Source organism: Burkholderia sp. PAMC 26561, from assembly GCF_001557535.2.
GTDB lineage: Bacteria > Pseudomonadota > Gammaproteobacteria > Burkholderiales > Burkholderiaceae > Caballeronia.
The window spans coordinates 635,241-654,744 of record NZ_CP014308.1 but is presented as its reverse complement, the minus strand read 5'-3'; the positions used below and the strand labels follow the sequence as shown (position 1 = coordinate 654,744).

Annotated in this window: 15 protein-coding genes; 11 read left to right on the top strand and 4 right to left on the bottom strand. The window is 56.2% G+C overall.

Features of this window, described 5'->3' with window-relative positions; translation table 11 throughout:
- The first annotated feature begins 422 nt into the window (after positions 1 to 422).
- From AXG89_RS25925 to AXG89_RS25905, 5 genes are all read left to right on the top strand, one after another.
- Positions 423 to 3,854, top strand: coding sequence for an autotransporter outer membrane beta-barrel domain-containing protein (locus AXG89_RS25925; protein ID WP_062173817.1), 3,432 nt, complete (start codon positions 423 to 425; stop codon positions 3,852 to 3,854).
- A gap of 948 nt (positions 3,855 to 4,802) precedes the next feature.
- Positions 4,803 to 5,078, top strand: a complete 276-nt coding sequence (locus AXG89_RS25920; RefSeq protein WP_062173815.1) for an HU family DNA-binding protein — start codon at positions 4,803 to 4,805, stop codon at positions 5,076 to 5,078.
- 134 nt (positions 5,079 to 5,212) lie between these two features.
- Positions 5,213 to 5,485 (top strand): DUF1488 family protein, encoded by a 273-nt coding sequence (locus AXG89_RS25915; protein WP_062173812.1) that lies wholly within the window; start codon positions 5,213 to 5,215, stop codon positions 5,483 to 5,485.
- Positions 5,486 to 5,677: 192 nt separating this feature from the next.
- Positions 5,678 to 6,142 (top strand): hypothetical protein, encoded by a 465-nt coding sequence (locus AXG89_RS43335; protein WP_335671973.1) that lies wholly within the window; start codon positions 5,678 to 5,680, stop codon positions 6,140 to 6,142.
- Positions 6,143 to 6,461: 319 nt separating this feature from the next.
- A complete protein-coding gene (locus AXG89_RS25905) occupies positions 6,462 to 7,001 on the top strand; it encodes a hypothetical protein (protein ID WP_162916138.1) in 540 nt (179 codons plus the stop codon).
- A 254-nt stretch (positions 7,002 to 7,255) separates the two neighbouring features.
- Here AXG89_RS25905 and AXG89_RS25900 read toward each other — a convergent pair whose 3' ends face one another.
- Positions 7,256 to 7,885, bottom strand: coding sequence for a hypothetical protein (locus AXG89_RS25900; protein ID WP_062173805.1), 630 nt, complete (start codon positions 7,883 to 7,885; stop codon positions 7,256 to 7,258).
- Between the two features lie 493 nt (positions 7,886 to 8,378).
- Here AXG89_RS25900 and AXG89_RS25895 point away from each other — a divergent pair, with 493 nt between their 5' ends.
- Together AXG89_RS25895 and AXG89_RS25890 are read left to right on the top strand one after the other, a co-directional pair.
- Positions 8,379 to 9,260, top strand: coding sequence for an H-NS family nucleoid-associated regulatory protein (locus AXG89_RS25895; RefSeq protein WP_062173803.1), 882 nt, complete (start codon positions 8,379 to 8,381; stop codon positions 9,258 to 9,260).
- 208 nt (positions 9,261 to 9,468) lie between these two features.
- A complete protein-coding gene (locus AXG89_RS25890; protein WP_373408594.1) occupies positions 9,469 to 9,801 on the top strand; it encodes an SbtR family transcriptional regulator in 333 nt (110 codons plus the stop codon).
- 214 nt (positions 9,802 to 10,015) lie between these two features.
- Here the strand turns inward: AXG89_RS25890 and AXG89_RS25885 are convergent, their stop codons facing one another.
- Complete coding sequence (locus tag AXG89_RS25885) at positions 10,016 to 11,173, bottom strand: C1 family peptidase (RefSeq protein ID WP_162916137.1); 1,158 nt, start codon at positions 11,171 to 11,173, stop codon at positions 10,016 to 10,018.
- On the opposite strand from AXG89_RS25885, the gene AXG89_RS25880 reads away from it, so the two are divergent.
- Positions 11,159 to 11,404, top strand: coding sequence for a hypothetical protein (locus AXG89_RS25880; protein WP_144029356.1), 246 nt, complete (start codon positions 11,159 to 11,161; stop codon positions 11,402 to 11,404). The genes AXG89_RS25885 and AXG89_RS25880 overlap by 15 nt on opposite strands.
- A gap of 47 nt (positions 11,405 to 11,451) precedes the next feature.
- Here the strand turns inward: AXG89_RS25880 and AXG89_RS25875 are convergent, their stop codons facing one another.
- On the bottom strand, positions 11,452 to 12,618 hold the full coding sequence (locus AXG89_RS25875; RefSeq protein WP_062173794.1) for a serine hydrolase domain-containing protein: 1,167 nt from the start codon (positions 12,616 to 12,618) through the stop codon (positions 11,452 to 11,454).
- 661 nt (positions 12,619 to 13,279) lie between these two features.
- On the opposite strand from AXG89_RS25875, the gene AXG89_RS25870 reads away from it, so the two are divergent.
- The 3 genes from AXG89_RS25870 (at position 13,280) to AXG89_RS25860 (ending at position 17,893) form a co-directional block, all read left to right on the top strand.
- On the top strand, positions 13,280 to 14,491 hold the full coding sequence (locus AXG89_RS25870; protein WP_062173793.1) for a serine hydrolase domain-containing protein: 1,212 nt from the start codon (positions 13,280 to 13,282) through the stop codon (positions 14,489 to 14,491).
- A 61-nt stretch (positions 14,492 to 14,552) separates the two neighbouring features.
- Entirely contained in the window at positions 14,553 to 16,208 is a 1,656-nt protein-coding gene (gene dacB / locus AXG89_RS25865) for a D-alanyl-D-alanine carboxypeptidase/D-alanyl-D-alanine endopeptidase (protein ID WP_062173791.1), read from the top strand.
- Positions 16,205 to 17,893, top strand: a complete 1,689-nt coding sequence (locus AXG89_RS25860; RefSeq protein ID WP_062173789.1) for a D-alanyl-D-alanine carboxypeptidase/D-alanyl-D-alanine-endopeptidase — start codon at positions 16,205 to 16,207, stop codon at positions 17,891 to 17,893. The genes dacB and AXG89_RS25860 overlap by 4 nt, the downstream gene beginning before the upstream one ends.
- A 429-nt stretch (positions 17,894 to 18,322) precedes the next feature.
- Here the strand turns inward: AXG89_RS25860 and AXG89_RS25855 are convergent, their stop codons facing one another.
- Positions 18,323 to 19,336, bottom strand: a complete 1,014-nt coding sequence (locus tag AXG89_RS25855) for a LacI family DNA-binding transcriptional regulator (protein WP_062173787.1) — start codon at positions 19,334 to 19,336, stop codon at positions 18,323 to 18,325.
- Positions 19,337 to 19,504 lie beyond the last annotated feature (168 nt).

The window sequence follows — 19,504 nt, the reverse complement described above, 5'->3', positions numbered from 1 at the left end:
CAAGCTCGTATTGGAATCGGTACATGCTTTGCAAATGCCACCGGCTCTATTACACGTGGACTTGTCTACTTTAACGCTTTGGACTTTTCAGACGCTTGCGATGCGAAGCTTCTAGGTCGTTCAAGCAACCCCCGTCCCCTCCTGCCTTGGAGGTCATTTTTAAGCAACCGTACATGCGGTACGAGGTGACATTTCGTCATCCACTTCCTTCGAATTGTGTGGAAGACGCTGTTGTCTTCTGGGCAAATTTCGTGGCGTTCGCTAGGACCCTCCGCTAAAAGGTAGGGTCAAAACAGCAAGCTCTGGAACGTTGGCTAACTCGAGGCTGGTCCCTTGTGCAAGTTGGTGTAAGAGCGAATAACTGCTTGAAATTATTTGGATGGACAACTAAGGTGTCGCACTTCAGATCTAAGAGACACCCAATGCCCACCGCGTACCGAAGCAAGACCCGTCTTTCTGCAGCTTACACAATATTACTTTTTCCTTTCCTGGTCTTCCGATCGGCCGACGTTGTGGCCGCGTGCAACACGACGGGTCTTTCGACAGTTTGCGACGCATCTGTGCCTAATCCTGCCACCGGCATGATCGGAACGGGCTCGAACGCTTCCGAAGATAACCGCACTATTACTATAGGAGCCGGCTCGTCCTTAGCAGTCGGTGACTCGAGTGCGATCAGCGTCGAAAACAACGCAAACATAACGGTAAGTGGAAATGTGAGCGCGACAGCGGTTTCCTCCCAAGGCCTTTACGGCACGGGTGCTAACGCCATTGATTTCCTTAACAACAGCAAGCTGACGGTCCAACAAGGCGGTCAGGTCGTGACACTTGGCACTGAGGCCTACGGTGAGCCCATAAATGTGGAGGGGTCGGGTAATAGCATCGTCAACAGTGGCTTGATAAAAGGCACGCACTCGGTAGCCATCTGGTTTCAGAACACCTCAGGCGCCAACACGGTGATTAATAGTCCGACCGGCATTATTCAGGCCCCAGGTAATGTCATAGGTTCGTCGGGCAACGGCGCGGTTGACTTCACCAATTATGGGCAAGTGATCGGTGATCTTAACTTCGGGGGCGGAGACGACGTACTCAGGCTTTATACCGGCTCTTCAATTTCTGGGAGTTTTAGTGGGGGAGGTGGAAACAATAGTATTTTTTTAAACGGCCTTGGCGCCTCCAGCTTGCCGGGTAATTTTACGCAGTTCCAGTCGCTTTACAAACAAGACTCTGGAACCTGGACGCTTACAGGAACGATCACCGGCGTCACGCTCTCGGAAGTACAAGCCGGCACGCTGGTATTGACGGGCAACAATAACAGTTATACCGGCAGGCTTCTGGTCGACGCAAGCGGCACGCTCGAAGCGCGAGCCCAGAGCCTGCCCCTGTCGATCAGCGACAATGGCCTGGTGCGTTTCGTCCAACCAGATGCGGGGACATACACCGGTTTGCTAGACGGTACCGGCTCCGTGGAAAAAACCGGCGCCGGCACGCTTACGCTCGCGCCCACTGCGCCGGCCGGCAACACGTACTCCGGCGGCACAACGATCACCCAAGGCACCGTCGCGCTCGCGGCGGACAACGCCCTTGGTGCGGCGACCGGTGCCCTAACGTTCAACGGCGGCACATTACAACTGACCCGGAACCTTGACTTGGCAGCCACACGTGCGGTTTCGGTGAACGCACCCGGCGGAACGTTCGACACGCAGGCTTTTACTTCGACTGTGGCACAAGGCATTACGGGCACCGGACAACTGACGAAAGCGGGGACCGGCTCTCTGACTCTCACCGGTACGAATACTTATACCGGTGGCACGACCATCGCCGCAGGCACTCTTCGGTTGGGCAACGGCGGAACCAGCGGCAGTATCACGGGCGACGTAATGGATAACGGCACGCTGCTGTTCGACCGGTCTGATGTCGCCGGCTACGCAGGCACGATATCCGGCTCAGGAGCAGTTAATCAAGCGGGCGTAGGCACCACTGTGCTGACAGGGGCGAGCACCTATACCGGTGGGACGTCGATCTCGGCGGGAACCTTGCAACTGGGCAGCAGCGGCACGAGCGGGAGCATCGTTGGAGACGTGACCGACAACGGACAGCTTGCATTTGATCGCTCGGATGTCGCAGGCTTCGCTGGTACCATTTCCGGCACTGGTTCAGTGTCTCAGATAGGTTCAGGCACCATGGTGCTGACGGGCGCTAACACGTACAACGCTGGGACTGCGGTCCAAACCGGGACCCTCGTGGTCGGCGACAGCGCGCATCCATCGGCCACCATTGGCGCGGGCTCAACGACTGTCGCACACGGCGCGACGCTCGGCGGGTATGGAACGGTGCTGGGTTCCGTAGACAATGCCGGTGTCGTTGCTACTGCCAATGCATTGCCTTTCACCTCGGGTAGCCCGAGCGGAACGTTCACTATTGCTGGCGATTTTACGAATCGTGGCGTGGCCCAACTCGGTGTGACGGGCAATACCATTGGCAATGTGCTGAATGTCGGCAGCAACTACACTGGCGTTGGCGGCACGCTTCGCCTGAACACCTTGTTAAATCAAGGCGGAGCCGCCTCCCAGTCCGACCGCCTCGTCGTGAACGGCAACACAACTGGCAACACCGCCATCCAGATAAATAAAGCAGGCTCAGGTGCACAAACGGTTGCCGACGGCATTCAACTGGTGCAGGTCAACGGCAATTCCGCGGCAGGCAGCTTCGCCCTTGGCGCGCCAGTACAAGCGGGCGCTTATCAATATCTCCTTTATCGAGGCGGAGCATCGACGCCCAGCGACTGGTACTTGCGGACTACTCTAGAAACGGCGCCCGGAGTTCCTCCCACGACGCCAGCAACGCCTGCTGCACCGGGCAACCCTCCCTCTCTTGCCGCGCCGGCTTATCGTCCCGCAACTGTCGGATATACGATGACGCCTTTACTAAATCTGGACTACGGCTTTTCGATTTTAGGGCGGCTCCATGAGCGTGTCGGCGACGTCGCCAGTCTTTCTGCGGTGCAACCCGGCAGCAAGGACGGCGTTTGGGGACGCATTGGCGGCGAAAGCTTGGATGCGAACTCTGATGATCGTTTTTCAAGCGATGAGCGCACTTTCTTTGCGCAGCTGGGCAAGGACTGGACACTCGACAATGCCCCGACGGGCGGCAGCACGCACGCAGGCGTGACGGTCACTCTTGGGTCCACGTCGGCGTCTTTTGAAGACAGTGCCAGGAATATCAACGCTCAACTGAGCAATACGACCGGCTCGGTTGAGACGCAAGCGCAGTCAGTAGGCGGCTACTGGACCAAGTATCTTTCCGACGGGACCTACTTCGATGGTGTCGGCCAGTTGACGCACTACCACAACAAATATGGCGACATTTACAGCGACAACGCGGCCCAGAATGGTTACGGCGCGGGCGCGTCGGGAGAAATCGGCAAGCCGTTCGTGCTTGGTTCGACCCGCATCGCTATCGAACCGCAAGCGCAGTTGCTGTATCAATACGTTCACCTGAACGCGACAAACGACGCGATCTCATCGGTAAGCGCGAATTCGACCAACGCCTTGCGCGGGCGGCTCGGATTCCGTTTGTTCACGGCGAATCTCAGCAACAATTCGAAGGATGGTGCGGCCACACCCTATTTCACGGCAAACGTACTGCACGACTTCTTCTCTCCCGGCCAGACCGAAGTTGGCAACGCGTCGTTTGACTCGGGGATGAACAAGACCTGGTATGAGCTAGGTGTGGGCGTGACGACGAGCGCAGGCAAAAATTCTGAGCTTTACGCGAATGTAAAATACTCGCGAAACTTCAGTGGGGCGTACCGACAGGGCGTGTTTGGCCAGGCGGGTTATCGGTATAGTTGGTGACTGGTCAGGATTCACGGCGAAGCGAAACGCGGGGCACAGTGACTTGAGGTCCTTGTTAATGTGTCTCAAACCAGGCAGGTCTTACGTAGCCTGCTCGCCGTGATCTTTTTACGGATCAACAGTTTGTCACGGTCGAATTCTTTTGAATGCGGCAGATAGAAAAAACAGTTTGCTACGTGGCTAATGACCAAAAAGCATATCGGAGGAAAGATTTATAAAAACGGAATGGAACGCATTCGAAATGCGTTCTGCTGCCTCAATCGTCGATAAATAAAAATACTCAAGCGGTCAGCCCAAAAAGTTGAAAGTGAGTTGGCTGCCGATGTGGCGCTAAGGTTTGTCGCCTGCCAACGCTCTATGCGCATTGAGAAGCCGAAATCTGAGCGCGCCGATTAACTGGAGCGGTGATAGCGCTTAAGGCGAACTCGAGGCACTGTTTCTGCCGGCAAGTGTCGCCATTTCGCCAGTGGCAACGTATTCAGCGTATATGATCCGAGCAGCTGGATTGAAGCTGACCCGCCGTCGCAGTCGTCGATGCCGCGCTACCTTTCATCAACTCAGTACGCATCGGGAACAGAGACACCAAATTTTACGACGGTCGCACTTTGCGCTGCGCCCTGCAACCGATGTAACGCTGCAGACCCGGTGTCTGCGTCTAGGCTGTCCCAAGATGCATGGTGAACAATCCACGTTCCAATATGGTTGCAACTCAGCGGTCGCAACGAAGTTTTACCTCGTGTCTGCGCATCGCGAGGGAGATCCCTTGAGCAGTTCGCCAGGCTGTGTGTATTCTAATGCCATCTTTTCGGCTTGCGCGCTGTAGTGGGTGGCTGGAACTCGACGCGAATGGCAACTGGAAATAGATCAGCTCGGAGGTCTCTTCTAGTGCCGACCTAATTCTTGATGGTAAAGTTTAACCAACGAAACTTAATTATTGAGAAAATTCTGATGAACAAACAAGAACTTGTCGATGCAGTCGCAGCACAATCCGGCGCAAGCAAAGCCTTGACCAGCGAAATCATCGATGAGGTGCTGGCAAAGATCACGCAAGCGGTGGTGTCCGGCGATACGGTTCAATTAGTTGGTTTTGGTTCGTTCGGTACTGGCGCGCGTGCCGCCCGTGCGGGGCGCAATCCGAAAACAGGCGAAGCGCTCCAGATTGCCGCAGCTACGACGGTAAAGTTCACTGCAGGAAAAGCGTTCAAGGACATTGTCAATCAGTAACGCTCCGTATTCGACTGTTCATCATTGCTGGACACTCCGTGTGTGCTCATTGGCAGTGTAGTGCTACACGGAGCTTGATACACTTGCATCTTTAATTCGGTTGATTCGGGTTAGATCTGACAAGTGACGAAGAAATGATCGGCGCGCAACACTCACATGAACCATCCCTCGTTGAAAATGGGCGTGCTGTTATGTTCAAGGTAGTGACCGCTGGTCGCGAGGTGAAGGCGATGATTACGAGGACGGCGCTAGAGCAGTACTTCTGGTTGGGTCCTGATGCAAGCGAAGGCCGCGTGCTGCGTATATTTGCTGACGGCCGCCAGCGCATAACGGCCGTCACGCAGCGCGTGGCTTTACGCAGCGGCGCGACCGAAGTCCGCCTTGATGCAGAGGACTTTGCGTCGTAGGCGCTTTCATTTCCGTACGGCCCAATTTTATAAATTTGAGACTTTAATCCTTGAGCTGCGATGCTTAGGGTCGGCAAATTTTAGATTCGGTTGATTGCTGTAGCCATCTCTCGGTTACTTGGCAGCAGTCTGACTGCTACTGGACCTTCGCACTTGCTGCAATTGCGAGTGCAACATTCGGAGTTTAATTTGATGAGTCGTACATTTGGACGCCCAGATTCGCGAGGCAGCGGTCCACGTCCAGCGCGCCAGCACCCGCCGACCAGCGCATCGCAGACGCAAAAGAAGCATTACGGGAAACCCGCGCAGTCAAAGGATCCCGCCCAGACGGCATCTATATTCAAGACTCGAGCGTTCAAAGTACTTGTCGACGCTGTTGGTGCAGAAAATGTAGCGTTGGGTCTCGACTCGAATCTGGCCCGCATCGCAGAATTGGTCAGCGGCGAGCGTTTTACGCCCGAGACAGCGTTTCACATGGAAACGACGCTTGGTCTTCCCGATGGTTTCTTCGATCACCCAAACCCAACGTTGCCACCAGACGTGATCGCACGACTGCGCTCTCCGCTGGAAAATCGGCCAACTGACAGCGTATTTGATGACCAGTGGAAGCTTCGCCAAGTCATAAGTCAGCCAATCATACAAAACACCCCGTTTTGAGCGAAGCTGTAACAGCCAAGGATGTCGATATGCCAAGAAAGACCAGCACTGCACCCGCGCCGGCCAGCAAGAAGGCAAGGCGATCGCGCCGAAAGATGCCGGCGCAAGCGCGAAGGCCGATCAGTCGAAGGGTGTTTCGAGGGCGGCTAAGGCAGCGCAGCAACAGTCGCTTGAACTGGCGAGCACACTTTCAATTCCTGAGGTTCGACAGGCGAACCTTCATATCTTGACTGCCCGCAATGGATCGAAAGCGCTGCTAAGTCGAATGTTGAACCTAAGCCAGTCAAACATGGCGCATCGGTTGCACGGGAAAAAGCGTTTGGACGATGTCGAGGTGAAACGCTTTACCGATGTACTAGAGCTGCCAGCGGGGTGGCTCGACACGCCACGACAGACGCACGATGTGCCTGACCACGTGAACGAGCTCCTCGCACCGACCTCAAGAAAACGCAAGACTGCGACGCCCACAGCAACAAGTTATAAACCGCAAGCGGCGGTAGCGAAACATCTTGTGGACGAAACTAGCACGGTGCCTCAACCGCAAACCGTCAGCGTCCCAGACCAAGACGTTACAGGTAACCTAATGGAAAATGTCACCACTGTAGCGAACGCTGCAGACTTCCTTAAGAAACCCGTTGATGCGGTTGATGGTGCCAACCAAAACAACCAACCGTCGAACACTGGGAAAGACTTGGCCAACGAAGCGCTTTCGCTTTCAGTGGCGAGCGACCTTGCTCATTTGCGTGGGATTCCACCCATCGCTGAAGCATTGCTGAAGACAATTGCTGCGAAGGCGCGGACCGGGCTTCTGAACGAAAACAAGGCGTTGGAGCTCTTGCAACAAATGATTTTGCTCTGATGAATCTTTGGTCAAGGATCAATTTCTCAATTGATCATGACGACAAGTTCGTTTAGATGGTCTGGGATGCGGTGTGGGGCGGCACAAATAGGTTGATGCAAATCTGCGCCGGATCAGACGCCGTTATTGGTTGATGCGTCGCATCCAGGGCTATTCGAAGACCGGCAACGATATAGTCGGCCTGCGGTATGGCATTTAAACCCAGCATCGCGCGACGAACGATGCGGAGCCGCAAGGTTACCTCCGCTCACCAACTATGAAGCGATGGGGCTCGCTGTTTGCAAGATCTTTTGATTGTTTTCACCGCAGCGCTTGTACCACTTCTGGGCAATTGCGCGGTTAGGGACCGAGTCTCCTGACGCCGTGCATCCCCAGCGATTCTCCCAGTAGAGAGCAAGTGTCTGCGCAGCTTCGCGATGGCCAAATCCGAATGCCATCTCGTATCTTGCCTTCGCGAGCTCGACATCAAGCGCTTCGCCGCGCCCAAGCCGGGCACTATCGCCCAGCGCCGCTGCCGAAAGTCCCTTCAGCTTGTCTTGCGCGTTTTCATCTTTCAATACGTCGACGAGGATGCGATTGGCCGATTCCGGATCGCTGTCGCCGCCCGTGCCAGCGAAGAGCGACAGGGCGTAAGTGACGCGCAACGCGGGATGCTTGTCGATGCCGATCTGCATGAGGAGCTTACGGCCCAAATACGGAGCACCGGAAATTGAAGATAGAAGCAGGGCGTTTGCGGTCGTGGCAATTGACTCGAGCGGGGCAAAGCCCGATTTGTACGCGGATACAACATGTCGATAGAACTGTTCGATGTCGAGCGCAGCATCGTGAACCTTAAGCGCTTGCCACTCTCGATGGATTTGGTTAAACCAACTCAATTCGGCCATATGAATTTCCTCGCGTAACGATGCGGGATATATTACTCTTGATAAGGCGGTGCTTGAGTGAATGACGGTCTTTGTTACGACTTACTTGATTCACTGAATGACCGTCCCGAAACAACGTCTGCTCACACAGCGGCAAATGCTCCAGGGCATGCTTCTCTTTGCCTACTTATCCGTAGGACAACGGCGGATGTGCGCATCCTCGATTCAGGATAGACGTAGGAAGAAGCCTTGAGTTTGCGCAACGCAGCTCGCGTCTACAAAGGAATGAACAAACGAAGTCTGAATAAGATTCCAATAGTGCAAGGGCACCGCTGTTCTTCGACCGACAATCGATAAGAACTCGATGCTCAAGTATCCGAGCTTTGAAAACGAAGCGGTAAGGCTGCAATCGAAAATATCGATGTACGCGGATGTAATGCTTTGAACTGACAAGTTTGTTTGCGTAAATCAAGCGTCGTGGCATAGTGCTAGCATTCACTATTTGGAGGTCACGATGCCCACACTCGAAGTCATTCAAGAAAAGCTAAAGAAGTTGCAGGCGCAAGCCGACGTGCTCATAGCAAAGAAAGCGCAGTCCGCGTTGGAGCAAATCCGTCGCCTGATGCTAGAACACAGATTGACGACCGAAGATATCGAAGAAAAAACGAAAGCAAGGCGGGAAGCAAAAGGGGACAGCGGTTTGGCTATTGGGTCAAAGCGCAAAGCATCCAATGCCCGTGGCACCAAAGTCGCTCCCAAGTTCCAGGACCCAAAGAGTGGTGCCACATGGACCGGCCGGGGAAGTGCACCGGCTTGGATCGCTAAAGCGAAAAACCGCAGTCGGTTTCTGATTCAAGGTGATGCGGTGGCGGCTCACGCGGCGTCTCCCGAAATTGAGAACGCGGAAGCAACGACGACAGCGAAACCGCGTGGGTACCGAACGGGACCGCAGCCGGCTAAGTATCGCGACCGCAAGTCAGGTGCAACATGGAGCGGAAAAGGACGCGCACCGGCATGGCTTGCGAACGTCAGAGATCGCACCAAATTCCTGATTGAGGAGGAGGGTGCATCGCCTGTTGCTGAAGTCGCGACCAAAGCGGCGCGTAAAGCGTCTGCTGTAGGCAAGAAGGCGAATGCAGCAAAAAAGCCAACGCGGAAAGTTGCAGCGAAGAAAATCACCGCAAAAAAGGCCGCCGCCACAAAAAATGAGGTGAAGGAAGCAACGCCGAGACAATCCGTTGCTGCTAGCAAGAAGGTTGCTGCGAAGAAAACAGGGACTGTCGCTAAAAAGAGAGTTGCAAAGAAGGTGAGTGGTTCAGGCAGTGCTGCGAAGGCAGCAACGGTAGCTGACGATAACGGCAGTACCCAAGCAGCCATTGAAGCGCCCGTAGTGTAAAACGGGTGAGAGCGCGCGGGCGGCCTTTTGGCCGCTCGCTCCCGATGCGGAGCGCAACGGCGCGCGTGAAAAGCCTGTTGACCAAGCAGTGTCAATAGTTGCCGTTCTTGCAACTCCGAGATCGGACGAGAGCACCACATAATTTGTGGATGGGCGGAAACACACCACGTGCAACTGAAGGCTCGGGCTCTGCGATTTTTCTTTCTTTCTGCTCGGACAGCAAGCCTGTCCGCTTTCGGAGTGGCTGCTACGACTGGCGTGGCAACTGCGCATCTGGCATGACTTGCCCTATTGCGTAGCGAGCGCACGAAGCGATCCGGAATCGTCGATGAACCCGGCAAGCTCGCAGCTGATAGAGACGACTCGCGTACTTCTCAATGCAGCCAAATCTGCCGGCATGGCGGTGAAGGAAGTGACGACAGAGGATATCTTCGAACTTGTCACGACATTATCCTGGGGCGTTGATCGTTTCGGCGACGACGAGCAAGCTGCCCGCAGGCGAGTTGCCATTGCGACTGTGAGCATCTTTCGCGAGACGTGACGTTCCGAGCACGCTGAGCCAGGACTTACGCTTTTATTTGGCTTCCATCGAAGTGCCGATGGCAATGACCGGATTAATTCGCATTGGTGTTGATTTTCGAGTGCCCATGTCGAATAGATCACGGCATGAAAATAAAAGTTCTGGCGTTCGCGCGTCAGGGCCTAAGAATTCACCACGCCAATCCAACGATACGGCTTGCAGCGGATCGCTCCAATTATTGATGCGTTGCGGACCTGGCTTCGTCGGATTGGAAGCGTACCGTCCACGGGTCTTCAGCCAGCACGCTCGGGTCCGCGATGAGCGTGTCCTGCGTCGGTCCGAATAACGCATACGGCAAATAGCCATAGCCGTTATCGCCGAAAGTCGGTCCCCAGGAATTTTCGCTTTCTACCAGGCCGGTGGCGTCGTCGTAACCGATGGCCAGAACGAAGTGGTAGCCGTCGGCAAGATCGGAAGCAGGTTGATGGAAAGGGTTCATGTCATTTACAGGGCCGCCTGCATAACCGGTGGCTTTGCCAGCAGATCCAACAGAACCACCCCCGGAGCCCATAGCGCCGCCTGCGGAGTCCACAGCGCCACCTCCAGAGCCCACGGCGCGGCCCGCTGAGCCCACAGAACCGCCTGCCGAACCAGCGGATACGCTCGATGCACCGGTCCGGACGTCGCCGAGTGCTGCGGTCGGCACAGGGAACACGCCGGTTCGCCATGTCGGCGATAAAACCGCGTCGCTGCCATAGCCGACCGAGCGCGCCACAGGAAAGGCAACGGGCACAGGATAGCCGTCGGCGATCGACACTTTCATGGCTCGCAGCGTCGTTACCCTGTACACCTTCGCCAGCTTGCGCGTTACTGCATCGTCGAAGGCGCTCGCGGGCGGCTCGACCGCGAACTTCGCCGTGTCGTAGGGCCATAGACTTTCGACGCACACGCCGTAGTTCTCAAGCGCCTCGACGACCGCGTCGGCTTTGCATCCCGAATCGTCGCCGTTTTGTTCCTTCTCGATCAGTACGCGAGTCGCGTAATAGCAAAAGAGCGGCGACAGACATTCATCTTGTCCATCGCGCATGTGCAGGAACCGCAATGCGCTGGTGAACGCGAAGGCCGCGCATGACTGGATAGGATCCTGATCGAGGACGGGCGGGCACATCGAACGCAAGCTTGCCGAAGCCGGCGGTTCCCGCAATGTTTTGTTCGCAGTCGCTATCTTGAGTTCGGGCCGGGCGAGCGGCTTGAGCCGTCGCGCAGTTGAAGCGAGCTTCCGCACAACGCCATCCACATGAACGGCAGGCGTGACCGCCAATGCCGGAGCGTCTGCCCCCGCGTGCTCACCTCGTGTGTTGCTCCGACCCGCTTGCACTTGACCGGTTTCCACTTCGTTTTGCACGTGACTCCCTTTTTTGTGAGCGATTGCTTTCGATTCAACAACCGCAATCGTCTTATTTTGGGCGAGCGGGCGTTAAGCCAATCGTCGATCACAAGGGCGATTACCGCCTATTTCCGCATACTGCGGGCGGCGAAGTATGTTAGCGAGCGCGGCCGGGTGCAGGCCTGCATCTTTACCAAGCCGGTCATAAATGGCGAGGTTGAGGCAACGCCGGCGTGAACGAGCGTCGCGAGTCAATGGCCGACGTCGAAAGAACATTCGCGCTATCAGCGTGCCGTGACAGCCACGGGATTTGAAGGCGCAATCTCCAGGGCAATATTCTCGAACAATCGCGATGCCGCTGACACGTCCGGCGAATCGGCATTTTTCGTTGCCGTTACCGCGATCGAAATACCGTTTTTTTCAAGGTACGCCGATACACCTGAATAGCCGAAGAACGACGGGTTTTGCAACAGCCAGCCATTGACCACGACAATGCCCAACCCGTCGTACGCTTTGCCGCGCGACGTCACCGGATTCTGCGCGATCATTTCTGCTCGCGCGCGTGAAGAGATAAGCTCGCCACCGCCGATTGCCCGCGTGCTTCTGAGGATATCGGGGATCGTGGAAGACATGATTGCGCCGTGTGCGAGCGTCCAGGAGGGGTTCCAAGCGGTCGAATTCTGGTAACTGCCGAGTTCGTTTGAATACGCATTCAATACTGGCAAAGGCATAAACGCATCGTCGTTGCTGAAGGTCTGGTTCAGTTGTAATGGACGCAAAATTCGTTGGCTGATCAACGTGTCGAGCGGCAGTCCTGCGACTTTCGCGAGCACTTGACCAAAGAGCACAAAATTGGCGTGCGAATACGCGAAACAGGTCCCTGGATCGCAAACCGACGGTTTGGAGAACGCGTCAGCGAGCAATTCGCTTTCTTGCCATTGTCGATAGACGTTCTCTTCGATCGGAATCGTATTTACATATTCTGGAAACCCCGATGTCGATGCAATCAACATTCGTAGCGTGACCTTACTTGCGTCGCGTATATCGGGCAGATACTTCGACAGTGGATCGTCCAGACTTAATTTTCCTTCGTCCTCGAGTTGCAACGCAACCGTCGACAAGTAGGAAATCGCGACAGCGCCAATACGCCAGTGCATGTCGATGGTAGCTGGCACGTTCGGCGCCGATTCGCCCCACGCCTGCGTGAGCACGACTTGATCGCCCACGCTAACCCCAACGATTGCCGCCCGTAGATCGAGTTGTTGCATCGTGTCTTGTACGGCTCGACGGACCGAATCGGCAACTTGCGAGCTGCTTGTGCAGCCGGTTTCCAACTGAATTTGATCCACGCCACACGCTGCCGTGGAACTGCCGCCGCAACTGGTCAATACGCCGCACGCCAGCGCGACCGAGGCAGTCCATGCAAACCAATCAGATCTTTCGAGCAGCATGAGTAAATAATCCCCGGAGTTGCGCGGTACCTTCAAGATAAAGAATTACGTTCGACGAGGCAATGGTTCCGAGCGAAGATCCGTGAAAACAAAGTCACGGTATGGCAGATTCGTTGTCGACTTGAAGGAAGCAATCCAGTCCAACCTGATCATTCGACGGAATGCTTTGAATCCGGAATGCTTGCTCAAGAAGACTGGATCGGAAAATTCAGAATATGATCCGTGGTCTGTGAGACTTGGCTTTGTCAGTTCGTATAGTTACGATTTTACTTCGCCAACCGCATTCTAGAAGCGCGGGTGACATTGTTTTCTTCGTCTGAAGGTTCGACTAAAGCATTCGATTCACGGGCCGGTGCGAACAGATATTTGTTCTCGGGCGCCGTACACTACCGGGTATTCACTAACGGTCGCACTTGCAGGCCTCATGACCGCGCATTGTTATATGTTGCTGCGGCCCACTAAATCTTATCTTTGAGCGACCGCGCGCCAAACGACAAAAACTTGTATGCATTCCTACAAGTTTTGACTTATTATTTCAGGGAAGTAATCAATTAGAATAACGAAAATTGTCTAATTAATTCAGGATCGGCTCCGGTCTCTTGTCGTCAACCAGCGGCGGTCTTCAAAGCATTGCGTCACGGCCAATAAGGAAAACCAAGCAATGATGATCGTCCGCTCTGGTCTTGGGATGCATTTCGCGTCCAGAGGCTGTGTCTTTGCGTCTTCTCTGATCCTATCGATGTTGTTATCGGGTTGCGGCGGCGATGATTCATCGGACCCGGCGTTCGTGAGTGCAGCCAGGCCGCAAGTCGTCCAGCTAATGAGCGATATGCAGGCGCCGGGCGCCGTTGTCTATGTGCAGTCGCCCAAGGGTAATTGGCTGGAATCCTTCGGCGTTGCGGAGCGGGGCACTAGCGCCACGATTCCGACAAACGCAAATTTTCGAGTAGGCAGCGTGACCAAGACATGGACCGCCACGGTCATCCTGCAACTCGTTCAGGAAGGCAAGCTGAGCCTCGCGGACCCCGTCAGCAAGTACATCTCCAACGTGCCGAACGGTACAACGATCACGATCCAGCAATTGCTCGCGATGCGAAGCGGCCTCTACAACTACAGCCGCGACCTCGGGTTCAATCAGACGCTCGACTCGCAGCCGGAGACGCTGTGGACCACAGCTGAGCTCCTGACCATTGCATACAGCCACCCCGAGGTGTTCCCACCCGACACGTCTTTCGACTATTCGAATACGAACTACATCTTGCTGGGCGAGATCATCGAGCACATTACGGGCATGAGCGCCGCCGATGCAATCAAAACCCGGCTCTTCGCGCCGCTTGGCCTGACTGCAACGTATATGCCGCCGGAGGACAATACGGCGATCCCCGCGCCGTCCGCGCACGGTTATCTGTGGGGCACGAATGTGGAGACGGCGACTAGCTCGGCCCTGTCACCCGCACGCCAGGCAGCGGCAAAGGACGGATCATTGCAGCCGACGGACGTCACGAATGCCTCGGCGTCGTGGGGCTGGACGGCGGGATCGGGCATCTCGACGATCAAGGAGCTCGCGGCCGTCGTGCAACGGATGGTTGGTGGCGGCTACCTGAACCCGGACCTGCAGTCGAAGCGGCTTTCCACCTGCACGTCGCTTCGGGCAAGCAACCCGAACGCGCCGTCGTATTGCCTGGGCATCGTCAAATACGGGACGTACTACGGACACAACGGCCAGATCAGCGGCTTCAACACGTTCATGGTGTACGACCCGACGACCGCGACGACGATCGTCGTCTGGACCACGACTGCAGACTCGCCCGACGGCCGCCCGCCCGCCGACACGATCGGACAAATGGTGATCGCGGAGCTCGCCAAGCCGTAACGTGAAGCCGCTCCTCAACTGCTCTATATCAAATAAAAGCCAACTAAACCAGGAGACGGCGATGAAACCATTTATCGAAGCGAGCGGTAAACGATGGCCAATAGCGGTTGCGGCCGCGTTTCTGCTCGCGTCCTGCGGTGGCTCGGATCACAACAGCACGTCGGTCCCGGATGCGATCATGCAGGTGATGCAGAAGCCCGCGTACAAGGGCGCGACCTGGGCGATGCAGGTTGTCGATGTTGATACTGGCCACGTTATTTACGATCTCAACTCCGGCTCGCAGATGTTCATCGCTTCGGTCCGCAAGGTGTTTACCACGGGCAATGCGCTTAACATCCTCGGCGCGAAGCGCACGCATGTGACTCCCGTTTACAAGCAGGGCACCGTCGACGCAAACGGCACGCTCAACGGCAATCTGATCATGGTGGCGAGCGGCGACTTGACAATGGGCGGTCGCGCCAACCCGGATGGCACGGTTGCGCTCACCGCATTCGATCACAACGAAGCCGATGGTCTCGGCAATGCGCTCCTGAGCGCGCCCGACCCACTGGCGGGATTCAACGCCATCGCGGCTCAAGTGGCCGCTGCGGGCATCAAGAAGGTCAATGGTGACGTCGTGATCGACGATCGTCTTTTCGATGCGTTCCAATATCGCGATGAGGAAGGCTTCAACGTCACGCCAATGATGGTCAATGACGATGTCGTCGACATCTCGTTCAGCCCGAGCGCGCAAGGTGCGCTTCTTCCGTTCACCTATCGGCCCATGTCTGCAGCGTTCTCCGTGCAGTCGACGCTAACAACGGGCGCGGCGACATCAGATTTCTCCGTCGATCTTAACCCCGAACCGCCGGATGATGTACCCAAGTGCTTTGGTGCGGCGAATTGCGTGGGCGAAGTCAGCGGTACGGTGCCTGCGGGCGTGGCGCCTCCGCTGACCGGCGCGTACCCGCTGGTGCGCACGTTCCGTGTGAGCCAACCGTCTACGTATGCGCGTACGGTCTTTATCGAAGCGCTGACGCGTGCGGGCGTGACGGTGGCTGCCGCGCCGCTCAAGACCAACCCCGTGGCACTGCTGCCGGCGCAAGGCTCGTATTCGAGCACGCAGCAGGTGGCGGCGCTCACGTCCGCGCCATACGCGCAAGACCTTCGGTTCGTGAACAAAGTCAGCTATAACATTGGTGCTGACGTGACGCTGTTGCTTTATGGACTCGCCAAGAACGGTTCGCGATCGATGGCCACTGCGCTTGCGACAGAACAAAGCGAGCTTTCGTCCGCGTTCAAGATAACGCCGGACCAGTATCACTTCGAGGACGGCAGCGGCGGCGGCGACACCACGGCGACCGCTACGGCTGTCATTGCGATGCTACGCGGCATGCGCCTGATGCCCGACTATGCAACTTACGTCGACATGATGCCATCGCTCGGCGTCGATGGATCGCTTACGACGGTCACAGACTTTGAGTCTGACCAAACACTGGCCGGGGCGAAAGGCCGCGTGTACGCGAAGACGGGCACCTATGTCGGCCTTAGCACGAGCCAGCCGCAAATGCCGCTTCTCAAGGCACAAGCGCTTGCTGGTTACATCGATGCGAAGAGCGGCCGTCGGATCGCCTTCTTCCTGACAATGAACAATGCCGTGTTCGAAGGCTTTCCGACCGTCCTGAACGCCTTCCAGGATGAAGGCGAGATAGCGGCGCTGCTCTGGAAGCTGCAATGACGCCACAGCGTCATACATCTGGCCTATCTCGTCGTGGCAATGGCATTGATGGTATTCGTGCATCGTTTCCGGTTGTTCTTGCCGCGATCGCTTCCTGCATGCTTGTCGCGAGTTGCGGAAGCGACGGCGACAGCACGACTGACCCGATCGCGCAGGTCATGAACAAGCCGCGCTATACGAGCGCGAAATCGCAGTGGTCGTTGGTCATGATGGACGCAAGCACGGGCGAAGTGCTCCAGTCGCTGCAACCTGACAAGCTCGTGCTGACTGCATCGGTACGCAAGCTATATTCCGTGGCCACGGCGCTCAACGTCATCGGCGCGGATCACCGGTTTGTCACACCGGTGTATCGCAACGGTCCAGTTGATTCGTCCGGCAAGCTCACGGGCGATCTGATTCTCAAGGCGTCGGGAGATCTTACGTTTGGCGGACGGCAGAAGCCCGACGGTACCGTTGACTACACCGACTTCGATCACAACGATGCGCGTGGCTTCAGCGGTGCCATACTCACCCCTGAAGATCCGCTGACCGCCATGAATGAATTAGCGCGGCAGGTGAGGGCGTCGGGGATTACGTCGGTGACTGGCGAGGTGATCATCGATGATCGTCTGTTCGATACATTTCGTGTTCCTAACGGTCCCGTGCTGATTTCACCGATCCAGATCAACGAGAATGTGGTTGACATAACGCTCTCGCCGGGTGGATCTGCGGGCCAGGCTGGATTGCTCGACTGGCGGCCCCGCACTAGCGCGATGACGATGCAGGGCGAATCGCAGACGGCTGCGGCGAACACCGATGCCGACATACTCGTCTCCGGGAACGATCTGAATGAGGCGCCGATTTCCTGCGCCGCCACACCGGGTTGTAAGGGCACGCTATCGAGCAGAGAAAGTCTTTCCGCCCCCGCCACAATTCCGCACGGCTACGTGGCGCCGTTCGTTGGCAACGGCCTTTATGTAAGTATCCTGCGGGTGGAAGATCCGCCGTCGTTTGCGCGCACGGCTTTCATCGATGCGTTGACGAGGGCGGGAGTATCGGTATCGGCGCCTGTGGTTGAGCCGAATCCGTCAGCCGCGTTACCGCCGACGCAGGACTATCCAGCAACGGCACAAGTCGCGAGCTTTACGTCGCTGCCCTATTCCGAATTCGCCAAGCTCGTGTTGAAGGTGAGCCTGAATACGGGCGCGAACCTGAGCCTAATGTATCAGGGACTAGCGCAAAACGTGCGTACCGTCGGCGACGCGCTCGGTACCGAGCGCAAGTTCCTGACCGGCACGCTCGGGCTCGACGGTGCCGGCTTCAACTTCCCGACCAATGGCAGCGGCACGCCCGACAGTCAGGCAACCGCCCGGACGACCGCAACGCTTCTGACCAATATGAGCCGTCTGCCCGTCTATCCTGTGTATCACGATGCGCTCGCGATACTCGGCGTTGACGGATCGCTCGCGGCAACCGGCAAGGACGTAGTCGGCAAGGACCACATCTTCGTGAAGAGCGGCGCGACTGTGGAAGGCGGGGAAATGGTCGCGATAAACATGGCAGGTTATATCGACTCAAAGAGTGGCCGGCAGCTTGCGTACGCGCTGTTCGTGAACCACGCCGGTCCCATCACCGCGCTTACCGATTCGTTGGAGGTTTTCAACGACGAGGCAACAATCCTCGGCATCCTGTATGCAAAATACTAAGGTGAGAGGAAGCTTCATTGCCGTATCGTCTTGATGATCCGGTCAACCTTCCGTTTGACATTTTTGGCACTCAGATCGATTGATGAGTACGGTGTTCCTAAGCAAGCCGCTGGGAAGTCACTCGTCGATACGCACGATAGCGTCGTCTACCCCTATGCGGCCTCGTGTGAGTTTCTTCGCCGTTATTGTTCAGCCATTGGCGACCGTTTTCGTCGAGGCCGGAAATTAGTGTGGTCTCGGGTGTCCAGAGCTCTGGCGAGACGGACAAGCCGCGCTCCACCAAATAGCGCTCCAGTGCCCACCAGCCAGACGTGGGGAGCATTGAATATGTCACTACCTGCGGTCCGCTGAATCATGGCTTACGATTAAACAATGACATCGTTAAAATCATTCAAACGAAATAAGAACGTGATTCACCTGCCTTTGCTTTCATAAAGCACGAGGACCGGTCGAGGCCCGCACGACTAGCTTCGGCTGAGGCGCGATTACCATAGATGGCGGTGCGCCGGGCGTGTCGATCAGATTGATGAGACTCTGGACCGACAACTCCGCGACTGCCTCCGCGTTAATTGCGATCGTCGTTAACGCTGGATGGACTTGATGACACAGTTGGATGTCTGTTATGCCAATCACCGAAACGTCGTCAGGTACGTGCAACCCCTGTGACAAGAGCGCCTGAACTGCGCCAATTGCGAGTAAATCATTGGTTGCGAACAGGGCGGTCAGGTGTGGCATGTCGGCCATAAGTTGCATGCATGCAGCGTAGCCTGAGTCAATCGAGTCGCGTATGGTAAGCGTCGCGCGCACGTCGACAGACAACCCGACTTCGTGCAGCACCGCTCTGAATCCGCTTGAACGTGCATCCTGCAGACCGCCTGAGCCGTCGCCAACGAGCATGCCAATGGCGCTGTGCCCAAGCTCAAGCAGATGACGCGCCGCGAGCGCTCCCGCATGCGCAAAATCTACAGCGACGCAGGGCAAAGCGGGCGGATCCTCGGGATGCTCCCACATCGAAAGCAGGATCGGGGCACGGTGCATAGCTGAGACACATAGCTCGTTGATAGCAATGTCAGTGTTCATGACTAATACACCGTCAGCGAGTGTGCCTGCGATCTGGTTAAGATAGGCGCGCCCGATATCAGCGTTATCGTCCGTGTTGCAGACCATCAAAAATCGGCCCGCGCGGCGCGCTTCGCGCTCGGCTGCAAGCACAAACTCAGGATAAAACGGGTTCGATAGGTTGGAGAGCATCAATGCGAGCATCGACGAGCGTCCCTCTGCTAGGGCTCGCGCATTAAGGTTTGGCCTGTAACCAAGTTCATTTATTGCGTTGAGTACACGCTCCACAGTTTCAGGGCGCACCTTGTCGCGGTTGCGAAGGACATTAGAAACTGTCGCTGCAGTTACCTTTGCTAATGCAGCGACTTCTACGAGCGTTACCATTCGGTTCCCACATTTAGGGATTGCTATTCAAATGTTGCGCTACTGGTAGCGCGTTGCTAACTTTCTACGAAACACAACGGAGACAAAAACCATGACTTGCTTTCTAAACCTCGAATTTAAGCGCTTAAACCTGCTGTCCGCAACCCAAATTTTTCCGCGTAGGTAATT